This is a genomic window from Shinella sp. H4-D48, from assembly GCF_022637395.1.
GTDB lineage: Bacteria > Pseudomonadota > Alphaproteobacteria > Rhizobiales > Rhizobiaceae > Shinella > Shinella sedimenti.
In genome coordinates, this window is the sequence record NZ_CP093337.1 from 1,713,489 (window position 1) to 1,738,304 (window position 24,816).

Annotated in this window: 21 protein-coding genes; 17 read left to right on the top strand and 4 right to left on the bottom strand. The window is 63.0% G+C overall.

The window, feature by feature from the left end:
* Positions 1-24 precede the first annotated feature (24 nt).
* Positions 25-153: a hypothetical protein gene (locus tag MNR02_RS22905; RefSeq protein ID WP_256464532.1), complete on the bottom strand. Its 129-nt coding sequence runs from the start codon at positions 151-153 to the stop codon at positions 25-27.
* On the opposite strand from MNR02_RS22905, the gene dusB reads away from it, so the two are divergent.
* From dusB to hflX, 9 genes are all read left to right on the top strand, one after another.
* Positions 130-1,155 carry a tRNA dihydrouridine synthase DusB gene (gene dusB, locus MNR02_RS08280; protein ID WP_241948782.1) on the top strand — a complete coding sequence of 342 codons (1,026 nt, stop codon included), beginning with the start codon at positions 130-132 and terminating at the stop codon, positions 1,153-1,155. The genes MNR02_RS22905 and dusB overlap by 24 nt on opposite strands.
* Positions 1,152-2,291, top strand: a complete 1,140-nt coding sequence (locus tag MNR02_RS08285; protein WP_241595580.1) for a nitrogen regulation protein NR(II) — start codon at positions 1,152-1,154, stop codon at positions 2,289-2,291. Before dusB ends, MNR02_RS08285 begins: the two co-directional genes overlap by 4 nt.
* Complete coding sequence (gene ntrC, locus MNR02_RS08290) at positions 2,291-3,745, top strand: nitrogen regulation protein NR(I) (protein WP_134652136.1); 1,455 nt, start codon at positions 2,291-2,293, stop codon at positions 3,743-3,745. The genes MNR02_RS08285 and ntrC overlap by 1 nt, the downstream gene beginning before the upstream one ends.
* Before the next feature lie 200 nt (positions 3,746-3,945).
* Positions 3,946-6,219, top strand: coding sequence for a PAS domain-containing sensor histidine kinase (locus tag MNR02_RS08295; protein ID WP_241595583.1), 2,274 nt, complete (start codon positions 3,946-3,948; stop codon positions 6,217-6,219).
* Positions 6,209-7,573, top strand: coding sequence for a sigma-54 dependent transcriptional regulator (locus MNR02_RS08300; RefSeq protein ID WP_134652132.1), 1,365 nt, complete (start codon positions 6,209-6,211; stop codon positions 7,571-7,573). Before MNR02_RS08295 ends, MNR02_RS08300 begins: the two co-directional genes overlap by 11 nt.
* 29 nt (positions 7,574-7,602) lie before the next feature.
* Positions 7,603-8,979, top strand: a complete 1,377-nt coding sequence (trkA, locus tag MNR02_RS08305) for a Trk system potassium transporter TrkA (protein WP_241948783.1) — start codon at positions 7,603-7,605, stop codon at positions 8,977-8,979.
* Between the two features lie 52 nt (positions 8,980-9,031).
* Positions 9,032-9,895, top strand: a complete 864-nt coding sequence (locus MNR02_RS08310; protein ID WP_241948784.1) for a D-amino-acid transaminase — start codon at positions 9,032-9,034, stop codon at positions 9,893-9,895.
* A gap of 99 nt (positions 9,896-9,994) precedes the next feature.
* Positions 9,995-10,237: an RNA chaperone Hfq gene (gene hfq / locus MNR02_RS08315; protein ID WP_134652126.1), complete on the top strand. Its 243-nt coding sequence runs from the start codon at positions 9,995-9,997 to the stop codon at positions 10,235-10,237.
* 77 nt (positions 10,238-10,314) lie between these two features.
* On the top strand, positions 10,315-11,634 hold the full coding sequence (gene hflX / locus MNR02_RS08320; RefSeq protein ID WP_241948785.1) for a GTPase HflX: 1,320 nt from the start codon (positions 10,315-10,317) through the stop codon (positions 11,632-11,634).
* Positions 11,635-11,660: 26 nt separating this feature from the next.
* Here the strand turns inward: hflX and mazG are convergent, their stop codons facing one another.
* Positions 11,661-12,494 (bottom strand): nucleoside triphosphate pyrophosphohydrolase, encoded by an 834-nt coding sequence (gene mazG, locus MNR02_RS08325; RefSeq protein ID WP_241948786.1) that lies wholly within the window; start codon positions 12,492-12,494, stop codon positions 11,661-11,663.
* A gap of 8 nt (positions 12,495-12,502) precedes the next feature.
* Positions 12,503-13,090: a nucleoside deaminase gene (locus MNR02_RS08330; protein WP_241595597.1), complete on the bottom strand. Its 588-nt coding sequence runs from the start codon at positions 13,088-13,090 to the stop codon at positions 12,503-12,505.
* Positions 13,091-13,285: 195 nt separating this feature from the next.
* On the opposite strand from MNR02_RS08330, the gene cysG reads away from it, so the two are divergent.
* From cysG to MNR02_RS08355, 5 genes are all read left to right on the top strand, one after another.
* Positions 13,286-14,722, top strand: coding sequence for a siroheme synthase CysG (cysG, locus tag MNR02_RS08335; RefSeq protein ID WP_241948787.1), 1,437 nt, complete (start codon positions 13,286-13,288; stop codon positions 14,720-14,722).
* Position 14,723: 1 nt separating this feature from the next.
* Positions 14,724-15,041 (top strand): DUF2849 domain-containing protein, encoded by a 318-nt coding sequence (locus MNR02_RS08340; RefSeq protein WP_241948788.1) that lies wholly within the window; start codon positions 14,724-14,726, stop codon positions 15,039-15,041.
* 10 nt (positions 15,042-15,051) lie between these two features.
* Entirely contained in the window at positions 15,052-16,725 is a 1,674-nt protein-coding gene (locus MNR02_RS08345; protein ID WP_241948789.1) for a nitrite/sulfite reductase, read from the top strand.
* 11 nt (positions 16,726-16,736) lie between these two features.
* Entirely contained in the window at positions 16,737-17,237 is a 501-nt protein-coding gene (locus MNR02_RS08350) for a DUF934 domain-containing protein (RefSeq protein ID WP_241948790.1), read from the top strand.
* Positions 17,238-17,457: 220 nt separating this feature from the next.
* On the top strand, positions 17,458-18,270 hold the full coding sequence (locus MNR02_RS08355) for a ferredoxin--NADP reductase (protein ID WP_241595613.1): 813 nt from the start codon (positions 17,458-17,460) through the stop codon (positions 18,268-18,270).
* Between the two features lie 52 nt (positions 18,271-18,322).
* Here MNR02_RS08355 and MNR02_RS08360 read toward each other — a convergent pair whose 3' ends face one another.
* Positions 18,323-18,943 carry a GntR family transcriptional regulator gene (locus MNR02_RS08360; RefSeq protein WP_241948791.1) on the bottom strand — a complete coding sequence of 207 codons (621 nt, stop codon included), beginning with the start codon at positions 18,941-18,943 and terminating at the stop codon, positions 18,323-18,325.
* A gap of 338 nt (positions 18,944-19,281) precedes the next feature.
* On the opposite strand from MNR02_RS08360, the gene MNR02_RS08365 reads away from it, so the two are divergent.
* The 3 genes from MNR02_RS08365 to MNR02_RS08375 all read left to right on the top strand — a co-directional run bounded on the left by MNR02_RS08365 (position 19,282) and on the right by MNR02_RS08375 (position 24,815).
* Positions 19,282-20,541, top strand: coding sequence for a ferric reductase-like transmembrane domain-containing protein (locus MNR02_RS08365; protein ID WP_241595618.1), 1,260 nt, complete (start codon positions 19,282-19,284; stop codon positions 20,539-20,541).
* Positions 20,542-20,642: 101 nt separating this feature from the next.
* Positions 20,643-23,858 (top strand): c-type cytochrome, encoded by a 3,216-nt coding sequence (locus MNR02_RS08370; protein ID WP_241948792.1) that lies wholly within the window; start codon positions 20,643-20,645, stop codon positions 23,856-23,858.
* 63 nt (positions 23,859-23,921) lie between these two features.
* Positions 23,922-24,815 carry an OmpA family protein gene (locus MNR02_RS08375; protein WP_241948793.1) on the top strand — a complete coding sequence of 298 codons (894 nt, stop codon included), beginning with the start codon at positions 23,922-23,924 and terminating at the stop codon, positions 24,813-24,815.
* Position 24,816 lies beyond the last annotated feature (1 nt).

Below are 24,816 nucleotides of genomic sequence, written 5' to 3' on the forward strand. Positions count from 1 at the left end.
CGTTTCAAAGCGTTTTGGGGTGGTTTAGCCGGAAGGATGCCGCAATTCCAGCGCTGACAGGAAAAATGCCGCCGACCGTGATTGCGGCTTGGCAAGAACGACAATAATGGCTAAAAATGATGCAGAGATATGACCTGCTTGAAAGATGAGCATTTGGTACTTCCAGCCCTGTCAGCGCCGCTTGCGGTCGGTGGCCAGACCCTGAGGAACCGGGTTGTCCTTGCGCCGATGTCCGGCGTGACGGATTTACCGTTCCGCGATCTTGCCTGGCGTTTCGGGGCCGGGCTGGTCGTGACGGAGATGGTGGCAAGCCGCGAACTGGCGCTGAACGCGCGCGAAAGCTGGTCGCGCATCCGCAATTGCGGTATCCGCCCGCATATGGTGCAGCTTGCCGGGCGCGAGGCGCACTGGATGGCGGAAGCGGCGAAGATCGCCGAAGGCGAGGGCGCCGACATCATCGACATCAATATGGGCTGCCCCGCCAAGAAGGTGATCGGCGGCTATTCCGGCTCTGCGCTGATGCGCGATCCCGATCATGCGCTGGCCCTCATCGAGGCGACCGTCAACGCCGTGAAGGTGCCGGTGACGGTGAAGATGCGGCTCGGCTGGGACCACGATTCGCTGAATGCGCCGCATATCGCCTCGCGCGCCGAGGCCGCCGGTGTCGCGATGATCACCGTGCATGGCCGCACGCGCATGCAATTCTACGAAGGACGCGCCGACTGGGACGCCATCCGCGCCGTGCGTGACGTGCTTTCCATCCCGCTCGTTGCCAATGGCGATGTCGATACAACGGATGATGCGCGGGAAATCCTGCGGCGTTCCGGCGCAGACGCCGTCATGGTCGGCCGTTCCGCACAGGGTCGCCCATGGCATCCTGCGGTGCTGGCTGGCGCATGCCCGCATCCGGGCGTGGAAGAATGCGCGTCTGTTGCGGTCGAGCATTATCGCATGATGCTGGATTTCTACGGCGTCGAGGCGGGCCTGCGCCATGCGCGCAAGCATGTCGGCTGGTATCTGGAGCGCTTTGCACCGGGTCTCGCCGGTGCGGACAAGGCAGCGATCATGACCGCGCGTGATAGCTCTTTCGTTGCCGACAGGCTGGCGTCGGCTATCCTGAACGGTCCCGTGGTCAAACTCGGAGAGGCCGCATGACGGAGAAGGCCGCAAACCCGAATGCGCCGGACCTGGCACTTGCCGTGCTGAACGCCATCCAGAACCCGGTGATAATGGTCGATGGCGCCGGGCTCATCGCCTTCGCCAACTGGGAGGCGGAATCCTTTTTTGGGGCAAGTGCAGGTTATCTCGCCCGTCACAATGTGGCGAGCGTCATTCCCTTCGGCAGCCCCCTGCTGACGCTGATCGACCAGGTGCGCGAACGCCGGGCGCCAGTCAGTGAATACCGTGTGGACCTCAGTTCACCACGGCTGGGCGCCGACAAGCTCGTCGACCTCTATGTTGCGCCCGTCACGACCGATCCGGGCTCCGTGGTCGTGGTGATCCAGGAGCGCTCGATGGCGGACAAGATCGACCGCCAGCTGACGCACCGCGCTGCCGCGCGCTCCGTGACCGGCCTTGCCTCGATGCTGGCGCATGAAATCAAGAACCCGCTGTCGGGCATCCGCGGCGCCGCACAGCTGCTGGAAACCTCCGTCATCGATGAGGATCGCGCTCTGACACGGCTGATCTGTGACGAGACGGACCGCATCGTCTCGCTGGTCGACCGCATGGAGGTGTTTTCGGACGAGCGGCCGGTCGATCGCTTGCCGATCAACATCCATTCCGTGCTCGACCATGTGAAGGCTGTCGCCAAGGCTGGCTTTGCGCGTAACATCAAGATCACGGAACTCTACGACCCGTCGCTGCCGCCGGTCTTTGCCAATCGCGACCAGCTGGTGCAGGTGTTCCTGAACCTCATCAAGAACGCGTCCGAGGCCGTAGGCGACCGGGGCGACGGCGAAATCCAGCTAACGACCGCGTACCGGCCGGGCATCCGCCTTTCTGTCGCGGGAACACGCGAAAAGATTTCGCTGCCGCTGGAATTCTGCGTGCACGACAACGGGCCCGGCGTACCGGCGGACCTGCTGCCGCACCTGTTCGATCCCTTCATCACCACCAAGACCAACGGATCAGGCCTGGGCCTTGCGCTGGTCGCCAAGATCATCGGGGGGCATGGCGGCATCGTGGAATGCGACAGCCAGGCCAACCGCACCACCTTTCGCGTGCTGATGCCCGCCTCGCGCGGCGTCAGCGAAGACGACGACTTTTCCAAGACCAAAGGACATGATTGATGACAGGCGCCACAGTCCTCGTTGCCGATGACGATGCCGCAATCCGCACCGTGCTCAACCAGGCGCTGAGCCGCGCCGGCTACGACGTGCGCATCACCTCCAATGCGGCAACGCTGTGGCGCTGGGTCGCCGCCGGCGAGGGCGACATCGTCGTGACCGATGTCGTGATGCCGGACGAGAACGCCTTCGACCTCCTGCCGCGCATCAAGAAGGCAAGGCCCGATCTTCCGGTGCTCGTGATGAGCGCGCAGAACACGTTCATGACGGCCATCAAGGCCTCGGAGAAGGGTGCTTACGACTATCTGCCGAAGCCGTTCGATCTGACCGAGCTCATCGCCATCATCGGCCGGGCGCTGGCCGAACCGAAGCGCAAGCCCGCGCGGCTCGACGACGATACGCAGGACGGTATGCCGCTTGTAGGCCGTTCGGCGGCCATGCAGGAAATCTACCGCGTACTTGCTCGCCTCATGCAGACGGACCTGACGCTGATGATCACCGGCGAGTCGGGCACCGGCAAGGAACTGGTCGCCCGCGCGCTGCATGACTACGGCAAACGCCGCAACGGCCCCTTCGTCGCCATCAACATGGCGGCGATCCCGCGTGACCTTATCGAATCCGAACTCTTCGGCCACGAGAAGGGTGCCTTTACCGGTGCGCAGAACCGCTCGACCGGCCGCTTCGAGCAGGCCGAGGGCGGCACGCTGTTCCTCGACGAGATCGGCGACATGCCGATGGATGCGCAGACGCGCCTCCTGCGCGTGCTCCAGCAGGGCGAATACACCACCGTCGGCGGCCGGACACCGATCCGCACCGATGTACGCATCGTTGCGGCGACCAACAAGGATCTGAAACAGTCCATCAACCAGGGCCTGTTCCGCGAGGACCTCTATTATCGTCTCAATGTCGTGCCGCTGCGCCTGCCGCCGCTGCGCGACCGGGCGGAGGACATTCCCGATCTCGTTCGCCATTTCGTGCAGCAGGCCGAGAAGGAAGGGCTCGACGCCAAGCGCTTCGACCAGGAGGCGCTGGAGCTGATGAAGGCGCATCCCTGGCCCGGCAACGTGCGCGAGCTGGAAAACGTCGTGCGCCGGCTGACCGCGCTCTATCCGCAGGACGTGATAACGCGTGAGATCATCGAGACGGAGCTCAGGGCCGATATTCCCGACAGCCCCATGGAAAAGGCTGTTGTGCGCTCCGGCCCGCTGTCGATTTCGCAGGCGGTCGAGGAGAACATGCGGCAGTATTTTGCGAGTTTCGGCGACGGCCTGCCGCCATCGGGCCTTTACGACCGCGTGCTGGCCGAGGTGGAGTATCCGCTGATTCTCGCCGCATTGACCGCGACCCGCGGCAACCAGATCAAGGCCGCCGACCTGCTCGGCCTCAATCGCAATACCTTGCGCAAGAAAATCCGCGAACTCGGTGTTTCCGTCTACAGAAGCTCCCGCTCGGCTTGACTTGTCTGACGAAGGCGTTGCATTTTGGCCACAATCTGTTGCTTGAGGGTAACAGAGGGAGGCGGTCGAACAGGCTCGCGCGCCCGCCCGTCATGACACGGGCGCGGGCGGGCGCCTGACATGCGGTCGGTACATCCCGGAAAACACGAGATAAAGCCGTCGCGCCGAACAGGCGCGTGGCCGGGGAAGCGATGCGGCAGATGACGGAAGACGTTGACGTGCTTTCGCAGGGCGAGACCGGAACGGTCATCGCGGATCGCCGGGCTTCGTTCGCGCTGCCGGGGCTTCTGCTTGCAGGCGGCGCACTCGTTGCCGCCACGATCTCGCTCTTCATTCTGCTCGGCCTGACGCCGATCCGGCCGGAACCAAACGTCGTCATCGCCTCGGCGGCGATCAATGCCATCTTCATCGTCGGCCTGATGTTCCTGATCGGCCGGGAAATCGCCCGCCTGTTGCGCGCACGCCGGCGTGGCCGCGCGGCGGCGCGCCTGCATGTGCGCATCGTCGCGCTGTTCTCCATCGTGGCGATCACGCCGGCTGTGCTGGTCGCGATCTTCGCCTCGATCACGCTGGATGTCGGCCTCGACCGCTGGTTCTCCATCCGCACGCAGTCGATCGTCAGTTCCTCGCTCAATGTGGCGCAGGCGTATATGCTGGAAAATGCCAGCTATCTGCAGGGCCAGACCGTCTCGATGGCGAACGACCTCGACCGCAATCGCCAGCTCTACAGCCTAGACCGCTCCGGCTTCATCGAACTCATGACGCGGCAGGCGCGGGGGCGCGGCATGCTGGGCGCCTTTCTGCTCAGGGCCGATGGCTCCCCGATCCTGCAGGCCAATATCCAGGTGGAGGGCGAGCTTCCGCCGGTTCCCTCAGATGCGCTGCGCGCGTCTGCCGCCGGCCAGCCGACGCTGATCCCGCCGGGCATGACCAATCTGGTCGGCGCGATCATCAAGCTGGAAAACATCTCGGATGCGTTTCTCTATACGATCCGCACCGTCGACCCCGAGGTGATGCGCTCCATGCGGCTGATGGAGGAGAACACCGCGGAGTACCGCGCACTGGAATCCGGCCGCACACCGCTTCAGGTCGCCTTCGGGCTGCTCTATCTCGGCTTCGCGCTGATCGTGCTGCTCGCCGCGATCTGGACCGCCATCGCGATTGCCGACCGTATCGTTCGACCCATCCGCCAGCTTATCGGCGCGGCCGACAGCGTTGCCTCGGGCAATCTCGACGTGTCCGTTCCGGTCCGCACGGCCGACGGCGACGTCGGTAATCTCTCGCGCACCTTCAACAAGATGATTTCGGAAATCCGCATCCAGCAGGAGCAGATTCTCGATGCGAAGGACGAGGTCGACGACCGCCGCCGCTTCATCGAGGCCGTGCTGTCGGGCGTGACGGCGGCGGTCATCGGCGTGGAGGGCGACGGCCGGGTGACCATCGTCAACACGTCGGCCGAAATCCTGCTCGGACGGGACGCGGCCGACCTCATCGGCAAGCCGCTGTCGGAGGTGGCGCCGGAAATCGCGGCGGTGCTGGCCGAGGGCGCCACGCGCTATCGCAACGACCACCGGCGGCAGATCAACATCATGCATGGCGGCAAGGAGCGGACGCTGAACGTTCAAGTGACGCGCGAGGAAACCAAGGACGCGCAGGACTCGCACGTCGTCACCATCGACGACATCACCGATCTCGTCATCGCTCAGCGCTCGACTGCCTGGGCGGATGTGGCGCGCCGCATCGCGCACGAAATCAAGAACCCGCTGACGCCGATCCAGCTTTCGGCCGAGCGCATCCGCCGCCGTTACGGCAAGCAGATCGACCAGGAAGACCGCGCGGTGTTCGATCAGTGTACGGATACCATCGTGCGGCAGGTCGAGGATATCGGGCGCATGGTGGACGAATTCTCGTCCTTTGCGCGCATGCCCAAGCCGACCAAGGAGCGCTCGGACCTGCGCACCATCCTCAAGGACGCCGTATTCCTGCGCGAGATGGGTAACAACCATGTCTCTTTCGAGAAGGATTTTGGCGAGGTGCCGCTCACGGGGCTCTTCGATCAGCGCATGCTCGGACAGGCCTTCGGCAACCTCATCAAGAACGCCGTCGAGGCCATCGAGGCCGTGCCGCCGGATGCCGGACGTGCGCAGCCGAAGGTGTTCGTTCGTGCGATCGCAGACGATCCGGGCCGGCGTTTCGTCGTCGACGTGATCGATAACGGCAAGGGCCTGCCGACCGAAAACCGGCATCGGATTCTCGAGCCCTATATGACGATGCGCGAGAAGGGCACGGGCCTGGGCCTCGCCATCGTGAAGAAGATCATCGAAGACCATGGGGGGCAGCTGGAATTGCACGATGCCCCCTCGGATTTCGATCAAGGCCATGGGGCGATGATCCGCGTGATCCTGCCCTACGAGGAAACGGTGGCCATCGATGCGGACAAGAATAAGAGCAAGGAAGTAAGCCATGGCGTCTGATATTCTCGTAGTGGACGATGAAGAGGACATCCGCGAAATCGTTTCCGGCATCCTTTCGGACGAGGGGCACGAGACACGCACCGCCTTCGACAGCGACAGCGCGCTTGCCGCCATCAGCGACCGCGTGCCGCGCCTCGTCTTCCTCGACATCTGGATGCAGGGCAGCAAGCTCGACGGTCTTGCGCTTCTCGACGAGATCAAGAGCCGCCACCCCGACCTGCCGGTCGTGATGATTTCCGGCCACGGCAATATCGAGACCGCCGTCTCCGCCATCAGGCGCGGCGCTTATGATTTCATCGAAAAGCCGTTCAAGGCGGACCGGCTGATCCTGATCGCGGAGCGCGCGCTCGAAAATTCCAAGCTGCGCCGCGAGGTGACGGAGCTGAAGAAGCGGTCGGGTGACCCCGTCGAGTTGATCGGCACGTCTGTCGCCGTCTCGCAGCTGCGCCAGAACATCGAGAAGGTTTCGCCGACCAACAGCCGCATCATGATCCTTGGCCCCTCCGGTTCCGGCAAGGAACTGGTGGCGCGCATGATCCACCGCAAGTCGAGCCGCGCAAACGGGCCCTTCGTCGTACTGAATGCAGCGGCGATCACGCCGGAGCGCATGGAGATCGCGCTGTTCGGGACCGAGGGAACGCCCGGCCAACCGCGACGGACCGGTGTGCTCGAAGAGGCGCATGGCGGTATCCTTTATCTCGACGAGATTGGCGAAATGCCGCGCGAGACGCAGAACAAGATCCTGCGCGTGCTTGTCGATCAGCAATTCGAGCGCGTCGGCGGCTCCAAGCGGGTCAAGGTGGATGTGCGCATCATCTCATCCACCGCTTACAATCTCGAAAGTCTGATCGCCGAAGGTGGTTTCCGCGAGGACCTCTACCACCGGCTTGCCGTGGTGCCGCTGCGCGTGCCGCCGCTTGCCGAGCGGCGCGAGGATATTCCCTTCCTCGTCGACATGTTCATGCGCCAGGTCAGCGAGCAGGCCGGTATCCGCGCGCGCAAGATCGGTGACGATGCGCTGGCGGTGCTCCAGGCGCATGACTGGCCGGGCAACATCCGCCAGCTGCGTAACAATATCGAGCGTCTGATGATTCTCGCCCGCAGCGACGGCCCGGATACCCCGATTTCGGCCGACATGCTGCCAACCGAAGTGGGCGACATGCTGCCGAAGATTTCCACGCAGGGCGACCAGCACATCATGACGCTGCCGCTACGCGAGGCCCGCGAAATGTTCGAGCGCGATTACCTAATCGCCCAGATCAACCGCTTCGGCGGCAACATCTCCCGCACGGCTGAATTCGTCGGCATGGAGCGCTCGGCGCTCCATCGCAAACTGAAATCGCTTGGCGTATAAGGCCTTAAGGCGATTCTGGGGTTCAGGGCATGAAGGTCATCATCTGCGGCGCCGGACGCGTCGGCTACGGTATCGCGGAACGCCTCTCGCAGGAGGGCAACGATGTCTCGGTCATTGACAACAAGGCCTCGCTGATCTCCGCCATCACCGAGACGCTCGATGTCAGCGGTGTCGTGGGACACGGCGCGCATCCGGAGGTGCTGGCCAAGGCCGGCGCCGACCAGGCCGACATGATCATCGCCGTCACGCTGTACGACGAGATCAACATGGTCGCCTGCCAGGTGGCGCATTCTCTGTTTAACGTGCCGACCAAGATCGCCCGCATCCGCTCTCAGAGCTATCTTGCGCCGGAATATTCCGACCTCTTCTCGCGCGAGAACATGCCCATCGACGTGACCATCTCGCCGGAGGTGGAGGTGGGCAAGATGGTGCTGCGGCGCATCTCGTTTCCCGGTGCGACCGATGTCGTGCGCTTCGCCGACGACCGAATCGTCATGGTCGCCATCGAGTGCATGGAGGACTGCCCCGTCGTCGAGACGCCGCTGAAGCAGCTGAGCGAGCTGTTTCCCGACCTGAGCGCCACGGTGACGGGCATTGTCTCCAATGGAAAGCTGGTCGTGCCGAACTCGTCCGATCAGCTGCATTCGGGCGATCTTGCCTATGTCGTGTGCGACAAGGGGCATGTGCGGCGCACGCTCGCCCTGTTCGGCCACGAGGAGCAGGAGGCGGCGCGCATCGTCATCGCCGGCGGGGGCAATATCGGCTATTTCGTCGCCCGCGCCATCGAGGACTATCAGCCTAAGACCCGGCTGAAGATCATCGAAAGCGACCGCGAGCGGGCCGTGGCCGTGGCCGACAAGCTGCGCAGCGCGGTCGTCCTGCATGGCTCGGCGCTTGACCAGAAGATGCTGCTCCAGGCCGATATTCAGGACGCAGACCTTATTGTGGCGCTCACCAACAACGACCAGATCAACATTCTCGGCAGCGTGATGGCCAAGCGCCTCGGCTGCAAGCAGAACCTCGTGCTGATCAACGACCCAAGCTACGAGGACTTTACCAAGACGCTCGGCATCGACTCGCATATCAATCCGCGCGCGGTCACGATCTCCGGCATTCTCCAGCATGTCCGCAAGGGGCGCATCCGCTCGGTCTATGCCGTGCAGAAGGGCGCAGCCGAGATCATCGAGGCGGAGGCGCTGGAGACCTCAATGCTCGTCGGGAAGCCGCTGCGCGAAATCGAGCTGCCGGCGGGCATTCGCATCGGCGCCATCTACCGCGAAGGCACGGTCATCCGGCCGGACGGCAACACCAAGATCAAGGCCAAGGACCGGGTCGTGCTGTTTGCGGCGGCCGCGTCGGTGCGCCACGTCGAACAGCTCTTCCGCGTCAGTATCCAGTATTTCTAGACAGCCGCAGGCGCACGGAACGTTTCCCGCTCGCGCCGGAACAGGAACGCCCATGCTTCGCTTTGCCTATGTGAACGGTCGCTACGTGCGCCACGCCGATGCGACGGTGCATATCGAGGATCGCGGCCTGATGTTTGGCGATGCGGTCTACGAGGTCTGCCAGGTCATGAAGGGCTTTCTGGTGGACATGACCCGGCACCTGGACCGGCTCGACCGCTCGCTTTCCGAGATCCGCATCCATCCGCCGATGCCGCGCGGGGCCCTCGTCGGCATCATGCGCGAAGTGCTCAGGCGCAACCGCGTGGTGAATGGCCTGGTCTATGTGCAGGTTTCGCGCGGTGTGGCGCGCCGCGACCATGTCTTTCCGTCGCCCGACGTGCGTGCCTCGCTCATCGTGACGGCCAAGTCGCTCAACCAGGCGACGATTGCAGCAAAACACGCGGCAGGCGTCAGTGCCTTCACCGTGCCGGACAATCGCTGGGGCAGGGTGGACATCAAGACCGTCGGCCTGCTGCCGAACGTGCTGGCGCGCCAGCAGGCGAAAGAGGCGGGCGGGTATGAGGCGATCTTCGTCGATGCCGAGGGCAATGTGACGGAGGGGGCGGCCACGAATCTCTGGATCGTCGACAAGGCGGGCACGCTCGTCACGCGGCCGGCCGATCGCGGCATTTTGCGCGGCATTACCCGCACCACGCTGATCGATGTGGCGGGCACGCTCGGGCTGCCGGTCGAGGAACGCCGCTTCTCCGTCGCCGAGATGCTGGAAGCACGTGAGGTTTTCATTACCGGCGCCACGACGATCTGCCTTCCGATCGTTTCCATCGACGGCCGGACGATCGCCAACGGCCATCCCGGGATCGTCGCGCAGAAAATTCGCGATGCCTTTTTCGACGTTGCGGAGAAGACCGCGATTTGATACCAAACTCGGCGGTCCGGAAATTCATTCCCGGCCACGGGGACATTTTATTATCAGTCAACCGGTCTCAAGGGCCGGCAATCAGAAAGAAGCGGCGCGATGGCGGAACGTTCTCAGAACCTGCAGGATCTTTTTCTCAATACCGTTCGCAAGCAAAAGATTTCTTTGACGATCTTTCTCATTAACGGGGTCAAGCTGACCGGAGTTGTCACCTCCTTCGACAATTTCTGCGTCCTGCTCCGTCGCGACGGTCATTCGCAGCTCGTGTACAAGCACGCGATCTCGACTATCATGCCCGGCCAGCCGCTGCAGATGTTCGAGACCGAGGAAAACGGCTCCTGACAGGACCAACGAAGATTAGCAAATCCGATATTTCCAAGGATTCCCTCGTCCCGGACGTTGAAAAGCACCGGGACGACATGCGCGCCGTGGTCATCGCACCGGTCCTGAAGACGCGCGGGAAAGCCGATCCGACCGTTATCACGCGGTCCGACGAAGCGCGGCTGGAAGAGGCCGTCGGCCTCGCGCGCGCCATCGACCTGACCATCGTGCATTCGGCGCTCGTGCCGGTCGCCCAGCCGAAGCCGGGCACGCTGCTCGGCACAGGCAAGATCGAGGAGATCAAGGCGGCGCTCGACGAGCACAATGCCGGTCTCGTCATAGTCGACCATCCGCTGACACCGGTCCAGCAGCGCAATCTCGAGAAGGAATGGAACGCCAAGGTCATCGACCGCACGGGCCTGATCCTCGAAATCTTCGGCCGCCGGGCCTCCACCAAGGAAGGCACGCTGCAAGTCGAGCTGGCGCATCTCAACTACCAGCGCGGCCGTCTCGTGCGCAGCTGGACGCACCTTGAGCGCCAGCGCGGTGGCGCGGGCTTCATGGGCGGTCCCGGTGAAACGCAGATCGAGGCCGACCGCCGGCTTCTTCAGGACAAGATCGTCAAGCTGGAGCGCGAACTGGAGCAGGTGCGCCGCACCCGCCAGCTGCACCGCTCGAAGCGCAAGAAGGTGCCGCATCCCATCGTTGCGCTCGTCGGCTATACCAACGCCGGCAAGTCTACGCTGTTCAACCGCATTACCGGCGCAGGCGTTCTGGCCGAGGACATGCTGTTTGCGACGCTCGACCCGACGCTGCGCCGCATGAAGCTGCCGCAGGGCCGCACCGTCATTCTTTCCGACACGGTGGGCTTCATCTCCGACCTGCCGACGCATCTCGTCGCGGCTTTCCGGGCGACGCTGGAAGAGGTGCTGGAGGCGGATCTCATTCTGCATGTGCGCGACATGTCCGACCCGGATAATGGCGCGCAATCCTCCGACGTTCTGCGTATCCTTGCCGATCTCGGCATCGATGAGAAGGACGGCGCCGAGCGCATCCTCGAGGTCTGGAACAAGATCGACCGGCTTGAGCCCGAGGCGCGCGAAGCGTTGGTGCACAAGGCCACCACACAGCCGAACGTCATCGCCGTATCCGCCATTTCCGGCGATGGGGTGGACGCTCTGCTTGACGAGATCAACCGCCGGCTTTCCGGCGTCCTGGTCCACCGCGACGTGATCGTACCCGTGATGCAGCTGCAGCTTCTGCCGTGGATCTATGATCACTCGATCGTCGATGCGCGCGAGGACCTGGAAGACGGAAATGTGCGGCTGGAACTGCGGCTGACGGAGACCGAAGCCGCCGAACTCGACCGACGCCTCGGCATCGGCAGCAAGCCGGCGCGCGAGGACTGGGAACGATAACGCAACGTCATTCTATTGACGTTGCGTTACTTGAGGCTTCGCTCGATCTGCTTGGCCGCCTGCCAGAGCGCTTCCATTCGCTCCAATGTCGCATCCTCAAGGTTTTCACCATTGGCAGCCAGGCTGTCCTCGATATGGGAAAAGCGGTTGCGGAACTTCGTGTTCGTGCCGCGCAGCGCCATTTCGGGATCAGCGCCGACATGGCGGCCGATATTGACCAGCGCGAAAATCAGGTCGCCAAGTTCGTCAACGACGGCTTTCTGCTCACCGGCGGCGAGGGCTGAGCGCAGTTCACCGATCTCTTCCTCGATCTTGTCGAGGATCGGGTCCGGTTCCGACCAGTCGAAGCCGACCTTGGCGGCGCGCTCCTGGAGCTTCAGCGCCTCGACGAGGGCGGGGAAGGAGCGCTGAACGGAACCGAGATGGCCCCGCAGCGGGTCGTCGGGCAATCCGCGAAGGGCGCGGCGCTCCTTGCGCTCACGCTTCTCCGCCTGCTTGATCGCATCCCATTGCAGCTTGACGGCTTCCGGGGTCTGCGCATCCGAGCGCTCGAAGACATGCGGGTGACGGCGGATCATCTTGCGGGTGACGGCCTCAACAACGTTGCCGAAATCGAAAGCGCCGCGCTCCTCGGCGATCCGCGCATGGAAGACGACCTGGAGCAGCAGGTCGCCCAACTCGTCGCAGAGGTCGTCCATGTCGTTGCGCTCGATCGCGTCGGCGACTTCGTAGGCTTCCTCGATCGTATAGGGCTTGATGGTCTCGAAGGTCTGGACGATATCCCAGGGGCAGCCGGTTTCCGGCTGGCGCAGGGCCTGCATGATCTCGATCAGGCGGTCTATGTCGCGGCTCGGCTGCATGGCGGGTCTCAATTCAGCGGGATGGCATTGCCGGCCTTGCCGGATTGATAGCTTGCGGAAAGCGCGTCATAGGCCGCGCGGATCTCGGCATCCTGTGCCTTCAGCGCCGCCTTTGCCTCGTCATCGGCGGTCGCGATGAGATCGGCGATGGCGGCCGAGCGCCAGAAGGCGTTCGTCTTCGCATAGCCGCCCGGCTCCAGCCGGAAGACTTCCTTGAGGATGCGCAGATCGTGCGGAATGGCGAAGCTGTCGCGCGAATCCTCATGGCTGAAGAAATAGTAGAAATTGTCGAAGCCCGCCCAGGTGATGGCCGACAGGCACATGGAGCAGGGCTCATGCGTCGACAGGAAAACATAGTCCCTGGTGTCGGGCTTCTCCACGCGCTCATAGAGGCGCTTCAGCGTATGCACCTCACCGTGCCACAGCGGATTTTCAGTCTCGTTGTTGGTTTCGGCAAGCACGAGCGACAGGTCGGACTTGCGCAGGATCGCCGCGCCGAAGACCTTGTTGCCGGCGGCGACGCCGGCTTTTGTCAGGGGCAGGATATCGGACTGGATGACGTCGAGAAGCCGCTTGGCAAGGGTGGCCTGGTCCATGTGGGAATTCCCTTTGACTTGATGGCCATCCTTAGCGGGCGCGGCGGCGGGCAGGCAAGGGCAGCCGGTGACTTATGCTCAAAATGCGAGGGTGCAGAGCAAAACAATACGCCCCGCCTTGGGCATTGGAATTTATGTTTCTTTTGTTCCTGGCGATTTTTGGCGATAGTGCGCACACTCCAACCGGATCGGATCATGACTGAGGCGCAGAGCAAGCTTTCGACATTTCCCGCGTTCTTCCGCGTCAGCGGCAGGACCGTCGTTGTCGTGGGCGAGGGCGACGAGGCCTTTGCCAAGGCGCGCCTGCTGTTCAACACGGACGCCCGCATCGTTGTTGTCGCCGAAGCACCGGAAGCCGATTTTTCCCGCTTCATCGAGGAGAAGGGGCTTGTCCTGATCCGCGCACCCTTCTCCAGTGCGCTCATCGAAGGCGCAACCCTGGTTTTTGCCGCGACCGGCGACGGCGCCGCGGATCGCGCCATTTCCACCGCCGCCCGCGCGCTTCACATCCCCGTCAATGCGGTGGATCAGCCGGATTATTGCGATTTCTTCACGCCGGCGCTCGTCAATCGCGCGCCCTTGGCAGTGGCGATCGGAACCGAAGGCGCAGGCCCGGTGTTGGCGCAGATGATCCGCGCCCAGGTCGATCAGATCCTTTCGCCCTCGCTGGGGCGTCTCGCGAGCCTTGCCAGCAGCTACCGTGAGGCCGTCGATCGCATTCTGCCGCGCGGTGTGACGCGCCGCGTCTTCTGGCGGCGGTTCTTCCAGGGTGCGGTTGCCGATGCCGTCAACAACGGGGATATCGAACTGGCGCGCCGCACGGCCAACACGCTTTTGAATTCACAGGGCAGGGCAGCGGGTCATGTCTGGCTCGTCGGCGCCGGTCCGGGCGCGGAAGACCTGCTGACGCTGCGTGCGCAGCGCGTGATGATGGAAGCCGATGTCATCGTTTTCGATGCGCTGGTGCCGCAGGCGATCGTCGATATGGGACGCCGCGACGCCGAGCGCCTGTCCGTCGGCAAGCGCAAGGGCTGCCACTCCAAATCGCAGGAAGAGATCAACGATCTCTTGGTGGAACTCGGCAAGGCCGGCAAGCGTGTCGTGCGGCTGAAATCCGGCGATCCGCTTGTCTACGGCCGTGCCGGCGAAGAAATGGCAGCACTCCGGCAGGCCGGCGTGACGTATGAGATCGTGCCGGGCATCACCTCCGCCTTTGCCGCGGCGGCCGATTTCGAGCTGCCGCTGACGCTGCGTGGCGTTGCCTCCTCGCTCGTCTTCACGACGGGCCACGACCTGACGGGATCGGTTCTGCCGGATTGGGCGCGTCTGGCGATTTCGGGCGCCACCGTTGCCGTCTATATGGGCCGCACGGTCGCAGCTTCCGTTGCCGCACGGCTGATGGAGGCCGGCCTGCCCGCCGAGACCACCGTCGCCGTGGTGGAGAATGCCAGCCGGCGCGACAAGCGTCTGCTGCACGGAACGCTCAAGGATCTGCCGGATCTGGAGCACCGTGACGAGCTTTCCGGCCCGGTCATGGTGATTATCGGCGATGCCGTCGCCGGCGCCAATTTCGAACATTCCGAGCCGCTCGTGCGCGAGCCGGTTCGCACGACAGCTGCACTGGGAGCATGACATGGCCGACAAGGTTCTGACAGCCAACCGCCTTTCCGACGGCATTTCCGTCTGGCTCGATGCCGCCGGCAACTGGAATGAACATCTCCAGGACGCCTTCGTGGCGCGCCACAAAGAGGCCGTCGACGCGCTTGAAGCCACCGGCAAGCAGGCCTTCGCCGACAACAAGGTGGTTGACGTGAACGTCGTGGACGTTGAAGAAATCGACGGCGTGCTGCGGCCTTTGCGCATGCGCGAGCGCATCCGTGCCGAAGGACCATCCATTGCCTATGCCGCCGGTTATTCCGGCCTGACTGCGACGGCCGCGCCGGCCGCCTGAGGACGTTTCAATGTACCGCTACGACGAATTCGACCACGCCTTTGTCTCTGACCGTGTGGAGCAGTTCCGCGATCAGGTCGCGCGCCGCCTGTCCGGTGAACTGGCCGAGGATGCCTTCAAGCCGCTGCGCCTGATGAACGGCGTCTATCTGCAGCTGCACGCCTATATGCTGCGCGTCGCCATTCCCTATGGCACGCTGAGCGGCCGCCAGATGCGCAAGCTGGCCTATGTCGCGCGCAAGTACGACCGCGGCTACGGACATTTCACCACACGTCAGAACATCCAGTACAACTGGCCGAAACTCTCGGAACTGCCGGATGCGCTGGCCGATCTCGCGACCGTCGAGATGCATGCTATCCAGACGTCGGGCAATTGCATCCGCAATGTCACGGCCGACCATTTTGCCGGTGCTGCCGCCGATGAGGTTGCTGATCCCCGGCCTTACGCGGAAATCCTGCGCCAGTGGTCGTCCGTCCACCCGGAATTCTCCTTCCTGCCGCGCAAGTTCAAGATTGCTGTGACGGGTGCCGAGCGCGACCGCGCCGCCATCCAGGTGCACGACATCGGCCTGCACCTGAAGAAGAACGAAAAGGGCGAAATCGGCTTTGCCGTCTATGTCGGCGGCGGGCAGGGCCGCACGCCAATGATCGCCAAGAAGATCCGCGACTTCCTGCCGAAACAGGACCTCCTGTCCTACACCACTGCGATCATGCGCGTGTACAACCTGCACGGCCGCCGCGACAACAAGTACAAGGCGCGTATCAAGATTCTCGTGCACGAGACCGGCGTGGAGGAACTTTCGCGCCAGGTGGAGGCCGAGTTCGCCGAGCTGCGCGACACCGAGCTGAAGCTTCCCGAGCGCGATGTTGCGGCGATTTCCGCCTACTTCGCGCCGCCGGAGCTTGGCTCCCGTGCCGAAGGCTGGGCGAACCTCGCGCAGTGGAAGAAGGCGGACCCGGAATTTGCACGCTGGGTGCAGAACAACGTGCAGCCGCACAAGCACCCCGATTACGGCATGGTCACGATCTCGCTGAAGCCGATCGGCGGCATTCCCGGTGACGCGACCGACACGCAGATGGAGGCCGTCGCCGATATCGCCGAGGAATATGCCTTCGACGAAATCCGCGTCAGCCACGAGCAGAACCTCATCCTGCCGCATGTCGCGCTGGCCGACCTGGAGCCGGTCTACCGGGGTCTGGTCGCTGCGGGTCTTGCGACGGCCAATGCCGGCCTGATCACCGACATCATCGCCTGTCCCGGGCTCGACTACTGCGCGCTGGCCAATGCCCGTTCGATCCCGGTCGCGCAGGAACTGTCGACCCGTTTCGGCTCGCCCGAGCGGCAGGCGGAAATCGGTGAGCTGAAGATCAAGATTTCCGGCTGCATTAATGCCTGCGGCCACCACCATGTCGGCCATATCGGTCTTCTGGGCGTGGAGAAGAAGGGCGAGGAGCTCTACCAGATTACGCTCGGCGGCTCCGGCGACGAAAACACCTCGATCGGCGAGATCATCGGGCGCGGTTTCGAGCCGGAAAAGGTGACGGATGCCGTGGAGGTTATCGTGAACACCTATCTCGGCCTGCGCCTTGACCCGTCTGAAGTCTTCCTCGATGCCTATCGTCGCGTCGGACCGCAGCCCTTCAAGGATGCGCTCTACGGCGACAAGACGGCGGCGGCGGCCTGAGGAGAACGGTCATGACAAAAATCTGGAACGAAGCCGGTTTTGTGACCGATGATCCCTGGGTAATCGAAACCGAAGACGCCAAGGCGGGCTCGAACGAAAAGGCGATCCTCGGGCTCGACGACTTTCTGGCGAAGGTCACCGAGGGCGATGAGACCGGCCTCGGCGTGCTGATCAACCCGGCGGACGACGTGCGCAGGCTGGAGGGGCATCTGGACCGCATTGCGCTGGTCGCGGTGGCGTTTCCTGCGTTCAACGACGGCCGCGCCTTCAGCCATGCTTCGCTGTTGCGCTCGCGCCTTACCTATGCCGGCGAGATCCGCGCTGTCGGCGATGTGCTGATCGACCAGATCCCGCTGATGCTGCGCTGTGGCATCGACAGCTTTGCGGTCAGCAACGAGACGGCGCTGAAGCGCCTATCCGAAAACCGTCTTCCCGGCATCGAAAACCACTACCAGCCGACTGCCCGTCCTTCCCAGGATGCTGGCTCGTATAGCTGGCGCCGCCGGGCCTGATTTCCCGGCCGGTTGATCACAGCGACCGGCTACGGCCGCAATCCTGTGGTAGACTTGAGCCAGATCAAGGACGCTTGGCAGGGCGCAGGCGATATCGAGTGGCCGGCAAACTATTGCGCGGCCATTCGGCGCATTGGAACGGAATACCTTCCTTTGCTGCTCAACATGTAATATCTGCCTATCGTCAAGATTTTCCGACGCAGACAGGACCGATCCAGACATGAACGCACCGGCCAAGACCGAAGACTTTGTGGCAACCATTCCCGCCGGCGTTTTCGCCGAGACGGTGACGAGCGTGCAGCATTATACGGATCACCTGTTCCGCTTCCGCATGACGCGCCCCGAAAGCTTCCGCTTCCGTTCGGGCGAGTTCGCCATGATCGGCCTCATGGTCGGTGACAAGCCGATCTACCGCGCCTATTCGATCGCAAGCCCGTCCTGGGACGAGGAGCTGGAATTCTTCTCGATCAAGGTGCCGGATGGGCCGCTGACCTCGCATCTCCAGCAGATCAAGCCGGGCGATACTGTACTGATGCGCAAGAAGCCGACCGGCACGCTCGTTCTCGACGCACTGACGCCCGGCAAGCGGCTTTACATGTTCTCGACCGGCACGGGCATTGCGCCTTTCGCAAGCCTCATCCGCGACCCGGAAACCTATGAGAAGTTTGACGAGGTCATCCTGACTCATACATGCCGCGAAGTGGCTGAACTGAAATACGGTTTCGATCTGGTCGAGGAAATCCGCAATCACGAATTTCTTGCCGAAGTCGTTGGCGACAAGCTGCGCCATTACGCGACCGTGACCCGTGAGGACTTTCCGTTCAAGGGCCGTATCACGGACCTCATCTCCAACGGCAAGATGTTTGCCGATCTCGGATTGCCGCGCTTCGATCCGGCCGTCGACCGCGGCATGATCTGCGGCTCTTCGGCGATGCTCAAGGAGACCAAGGCGCTGCTTGAGCAGGCCGGCCTCACGGAGGGCGCCAACAGCAAGCCCGCCGAGTTCGTCATCGAGCGCGCCTTCGTCGACTGAACGACGGCGATCCATTTCACAAAGCGGCGGCCTTCGGGCCGCCGTTTTCGTTTCAGCCGGACAGTTCTTCCAATAGGTCCGTCATTGCGGCCGATGCGGCGGCGGGATCGCCGTTGCGGATGGCGCGGATGACCTTAACATGCAGGTCGACGGAGCGATCCATGCGGCGGCTATCGGCGCGGGTGAACCACAGGCGTCGTGCATGGGTTTGCAGCGAGGCGAGGGCGGCAATGAGGAACCGGTTGGGGCAGGCCTCCTCCAGGATCTCGTCGAAGGTCTTGTCGGCGGCGAGGAAGCCTTCGATATCCGAGTTGATAGAACAGGCGGTCATGGCCTGTGCGCAGGCGACCAGCCGTTCGCGTTGCGCGTCGCTGGCATGGCGGGCGACCAGTGCGGCAGCCAGCGGCTCCAGCTGGCGGCGCGTGGTCATGACGTCGGCGTGATCATCCGGACGGATTGCCGCGATCTGCAGGCCGGCGCGCGGCCGCACCACGATAAGCCCCTGCCATTCCAGCTTCTGGATCGCCTCGCGCACCGGCGTGCGGCCGTGACCCGAAAGCTCGATCAGCTGCTTTTCGGTCACGAGCGCCCCGGGTTTCAGCTTCAGGGTGACGATCAGACCCTCGAGGGCGAGATAGGCGAGGTGGGCCTGCGAGGCCGCTGATACCGTCATGCGGATACTCCGTTGATATATCACTTGGTGGCATGTCGCAAAGCGGATAGCAAGGGCGCTGATATATCAGATGCCTGATTGCTGCATTACGAGCCGTTCACAAAGAGGCTTCGGGGCGGATTTGTCCTTTACCTGTCGATTCGACTGACGGGTGGAGGCTCGTCGCGATCTGGCTCGGCCCATTCTCACGGTTTGCAGCTTTTTGGACTGTGCGCCAAAAGGCGGCGAATAAAGCCGCGTGACCACCCGTCGATAGGAGGATTGCGGTTGACGAATGTCATGCGTCCTTGCAAGCATGCCGGCATTCAGGACCGTTCAGTTCCATCTTGGGGGATAGATTGACCGCGGGTTCCATCGTCGCGACTCTGCTGATCGTGATCGCCGGCGTGCTTGCCGTTCCGGCGGTCAGCCATACCAATGGCGGAACGACCCTGTCCCTGATGGCCTCCTCGATGGCCTTCGTCGCGATGGCGATCGCGCAGTTCATGGCCACGCGGCCGCCGCTGGTGGAACGGCTGTTCGGCGGGCTCGACCGCATCTATCATTTCCACCGCAAGATCGGCATCGCGGTGCTCTGTCTTATCCTCGTGCACTATTTCGTGGCGCCCGATTTCCAGGGGCTTTCGCTCACGGGCGATCTCAACAGGCTCGCCAAGACGGCCGGCGAATGGGCCTTCTACGGCTTCGTCTTCCTGCTTGTCCTCAGCATCGTGAAGGTCATTCCGAAGACGCGCTTCCAGATCCCCTATCAGTACTGGCGCTTCACCCATCGGTTCATCGGCCTGCTTTTCGTGCTGGTCGCCTTCCACCAGATGTTCATCAAGCGCCCCTATGACAGCACGGCGCTGCTGGCGGTCTATCTCAACCTCTTCGCGCTGCTCGGCATCGTCAGCTATGCCTATACGCAGCTTCTGCCCTGGATTCGCACGCGAAAATACCAGGTTGTGGATGTCGAGCGCCACGAGGGCGCAACGATCATCACGGCAAAGCCCATCCGCAGCAAGCTGAAGGCGTTGCCCGGCCAATTCGGCTTTTTCCGCGTCAACAAGGCCGGGCTGCGCGAGCCGCATCCCTTCACCATCGCGGGTATCGATGAGGACGGCACGGTGCGCTTCGCCATCAAGCCGCTCGGCGACTATACGAAAGCATTGCGGGAAACGGTGGCTGTTGGCGATGCGCTGACGCTGGAGGGCGGATACGGTCATTTCAACCACAAACGCGGTGGCAAGAAGCAGATCTGGCTTGCCGGCGGCATTGGTGTGACGCCGTTCCTCGCCATGGCGAGCCGGCTGACGGGCGACGAGGGCCAAGACATCCACATGGTGTACTGCGTGCGCGATGGTGCGGAGGCGATCGGTGTCGAGACGTTCCGCGCGCAGGCCGAAAAGCTCGGCAATTTCAGCTTCGTCCTGCATAATTCCGCGACCGACGGGCGGCTCGACGCGGCAAAGCTCGTGTCCGGAACGGCGATGGATCCCGCAGAAGCCGACCTGTGGTTCTGCGGGCCGCCACCGCTCCGGCTGGCTATCGAAAAGGGATTGAGGGAACTCGGCAAGCCACCGCGCCGCGTCGAGTTCGAACGTTTCGAATTTCGCTAGGGCAGTTCCCGCGGAAACTGCGCGGCGGTTTTGTATGCGGAATTGTCGGAGAGATCAGATTTCCAGCCGGGCATCCGGCTTTTTGGAGTGAGGGACAAGCCATGCGCGCGTTCAATATGGCACTTTTCTGCCCGATGCCGCGCCTTGGCGCGCTTCTCGGCCTGGCGATGATGGCGTTCTGTCCGACCGGGGCATTCGCCATCGATCCGTTCACGCCGGATGCCTACGGCACCTACCAGGCGAATGCCGAGAACGGCAAGGTGCTGTTCGGCGCCGCCGGCTGCGGTGCCTGCCATGGCTCCGGCGACAATACAGAACTGCTTTCCGGCGGTATGGAGATGCAGACTGCCATCGGAAAATTCTTCGCACCGAACATCTCGGCGCATCCGAACGGCATCGGCGGCTGGTCGAATGCCGACTTCCTGAATGCCGTGATGGCCGGCCTCGACAAGGAGGGGGATAATCTCTACCCGGTCATGCCTTACACGTCCTATGGCGGCATGAAGCCGGAGGACGTGCTCGATATCAAGGCCTATATCGAGACGCTGCCGCAATCGGACGCGGCCTCGAAGGAGCACGAGATCGCATTTCCTTTCAGCCGGCAGACGACGATCACGTTGTGGAAGCGCAGCCATTTCACCGTGCCGGCGTACCAGTCGCGTGAAGAGACCCAGATGGAGCGCGGCCGCTACCTCGTGGAGAATGTCGGCGGTTGCGGCGATTGCCATACGCCGCGCACCGCCACCTACGGCCTCGACCTTGCACGCGCTTATGAGGGCGAGAAAGGGCTGACCGGCGCGGTTGCGCCCGATATCACCAAGGCGCGCATGGGTGGCCTTGCCTCGCATGAGGTCTTTACCAAGGGGCTGATCGAGGAGGGCAAGAAGCTCTCCGGTTCGCCGCTGGCCGATCCCGTGATGCGCCACATCGCGAAGGGGCTTTCGGCGCTTTCCGACGAAGACCGCCAGGCCATGTATGCCTTCCTTGCGGACCGCGAGGTCAAGGTGACGCCGGTGGAAACCAGCGCGACACCCGTGTGCAGCGAGGCCACGGCCGAGACGGCGCTGACGGCCGGCGGTGGCAGTGCGGAATTCGCATCCGCTGCCGATGCGTTCATCGGAAAATATTGCCGCAACTGCCATGGTCCGGGTGAAAGCTCGCAGGGCTCGTTCCCTTCGGGCGACCTTGCCTCGATTGCCGCCAATCCGGCGTTCGTGACGCCCGGCGACGCATCCAAGTCGCTGCTTTACACCAGCGTTACCAGCGGCCGCATGCCGCTCGGCAAGCGGCCCGACGATGCGGAGGTGCAGAGCCTTGCCAACTGGATCAACTCGTTGAACAAGGCTTCAATTCCGACGGCGGTTTCCGCGAGCCAGACGCAGCGCTCGCGGCCGATGCTGAAATATCTCGATTTCGTGGACCTTGCGCTACGTGACATCTCCAAGGTGGACGAACACGACCAGCCGTTCATGCGCTATTTCAGCTATCGCGACCAGTATAACGGCATGATGAGCTGTGAGACGCACGAGACCTTCCTCAAGCGCATGAAGGTGCTGGCGGGCGGCTTCAAGAAGCTCGTCAATTCGCTGTCCTACGGACCGGAGCTTGTCATTCCGGAGGAAGTCGAAGGCTCTGACGGCCTGCTTGTGCGCATCGACCTTCGCGACCTCCAATGGAGCGAGGACGACTACGACTTCCTGATCAACGAGTATTTCTACGGCGTCGATCCGGCCAGCAATTCGCAGCTGCATGCGCTCGCCAAGGCCACGCATACGCAGTTGCCGATCATGCGCGTCGATTGGTTCATGAGCAACGGCGCGCGGCCGAAGGTCTATAACCGCCTGATGAAGCTGCCGACCAACATCATCGAGCTGGAAAAGCGCTTCGGGGTGAATGTCGAGCAGAATATCGAGCGCCGCCGCATCGTGCGCGCCGGTTTCGCGGACGGCTCGTCTGGGGTTTCGGATCACAACCGCATGCTGGAACGGCACGACATGCCGTTCGGCGGCTATTACTGGAAGTCCTACGACTTTGCCGGCGATGTTGGCCGTCAGGTGCTGAAGCGCTTCCCGGCCGGGCCGGAAGGCGTGCGGCTGAAGGCGGGGCTCGAACCCTTCGAGCACGATGGCGGCGAGATGATTTTCTCGCTTCCCAACGGCATGCAGGGCTATTACCTCTCAACCAACAAGGGCGATCAGCTCGATATCGGCCCGACGGCCATCGTATCCTTCCGCAAGCGGCCGATCGGCAAGGGGGTGGAGATCGTCAATGCCCGGTCCTGCTTCGACTGCCATTTCGACGGCATTCTGTCGAAGCGCGACCAGCTGCGCGAGCATATTCAGACCTCCACGCTGTTCTCCAAGGACCAGCAGGACGAACTGCTCGCCGTCTATGTGCCGCAGGAAAAGCTGAACGAGGCGTACAAGCGCGACACCGAACGTTTCGTCAGCGCGCTCGACCGTCTCGGCATTACCGAAGCAACGGCTGGCGGCGGCAAGACCAGTCTGAAGGCGCCGGGCGGGGCGGAAATCTTCACCTACTTCGCCGACAAGTATGAGGACGAACTGAATTTCGAGCAGCTGGCTGCCGAATTCGACATGACGCCGGAGGAGTTCGCCTCCGATATCCGCCGCGTCAACGACGTCAATGCGTTGCGCATCGGGCTCGACTGGGTCGCGACGCTCGAGGCGGGCTCCACCATCCCGCGCGTCGAGGTGGAGGAGCAATTCGCCCTCATGCTGGAGCCATTGCAGCAGCTCCAGCCGCTGAAGCGCGGTGTCAATCATGAGACCGTGGCCATCAACACCGCTCATACCCAGCCGACCACCGACAACGCCCAGACGGCCTATGCCGTTCCTGCCTACAAGCAGGACGACAAGGCGCAGGCCGACAAGGTGAAGCTTGCCGTGCATGTGGCTTCGACAAGCGCGAAGGTGGGCGATTACCTGAGCTTCGAGCTTTCCACCAACCATGCCTGCGAATTGCAGGTCGTGTATGTCGAGGATACGGGCAAGGTGGAAATCATCCCGGATGTGATGATCGGCAATACCACGCTCAATCCGGGCGAACGCCGTCTCATCCCGCAGGCGGGTACCGGCAATCTCACCTTCGATATGCCGTCGGACGGCGAAACCCTGATTGCCTTCTGCCGTATCGGCGGGCTGGGCGACCAGAAGCTGACGCCCGAAAAGGCCCGGCAGCTGGCGGCGAAGTCGAAGCTGCCATTGACCCGCGGGCTTGCAATCAACCTTGCAAAGCAGGCCGAGCAGGACAATGGTGCGAGCGGTCTCCAGATGGTGACATTCGAGATCAAGTGACAGTGGGGCAGGGGTGACCGCACCCCTGCCTGACGATTCGAGAATATGAGGGCTGAACCGACAATGCTGATGCGTTCCCTTGCGGCGACATTCTTCGTGCTGGCCGGTGCTGCGCCGGCCGCCGCTACCTGCGACGCCTTCAAGGGGGTTGTCGAGGCATTCAACGCCGGCGACGCGCAGAAGGCGCATTCAATCGCGGAGACGGCCGGTACTGCCAATTGCAGCGCCAACGAGCGCACGCTGGTCGGCCGCATCGCCGGCCTCACCGCCTTCAACCGCATTTCGACGGCGGTCTCCGGCGGTGACAGGCTCGACGCGCACCGGGTTGAACTGGAGAACCTCCAGAAGGCATATGGCGGCCCTTGGCAGGTGTTCGACGCGCTGGGCGATCTCGCGCGCGAGCGCAAGGACTACGAGGCCGCCGCCCGCTTCTATCAGATGGCGCTGGAGGACGGATCGAACGAGACGCTGACGCCGGAATGGATGGCGCCCGACGAGCAATACATCCTGCGGCTCGACAAGCTGGCCAGCGAGATGCGCCTTGCCGCGCCACGACCGGTACAATTGGCCATGCGCGGTGGCTGCAAGGTCTCCTTCCGCGGCGTGAAGATCAAGAAGAAGTCGACGCCCGTGCGTTATGTCTTCGGGACGGCGGATTTCACGCCTGATGGCGTTGAGGCGGCCAAGGATCTTTCCGAATGCCTTAAGGCGGTGAAGCCGACCGCCATCACGCTGATCGGCCATACGGATCCAGTCGGTTCCGCGGCCGCGAACTACAAGCTTTCGCTCGCCCGCGCCGAGACGCTGAAGGCCTATCTGCACGATGCCGGCTATCCCGGCACGATCGCCACGGTCGGGAAGGGCGAGGACGAGCCTTTCAAGCCGGACGATGCCAGCGCCTATGACACGGAAACACTGAACCAGTTGCACCGTCGCGTGGAAGTGGACGTGGAATGAG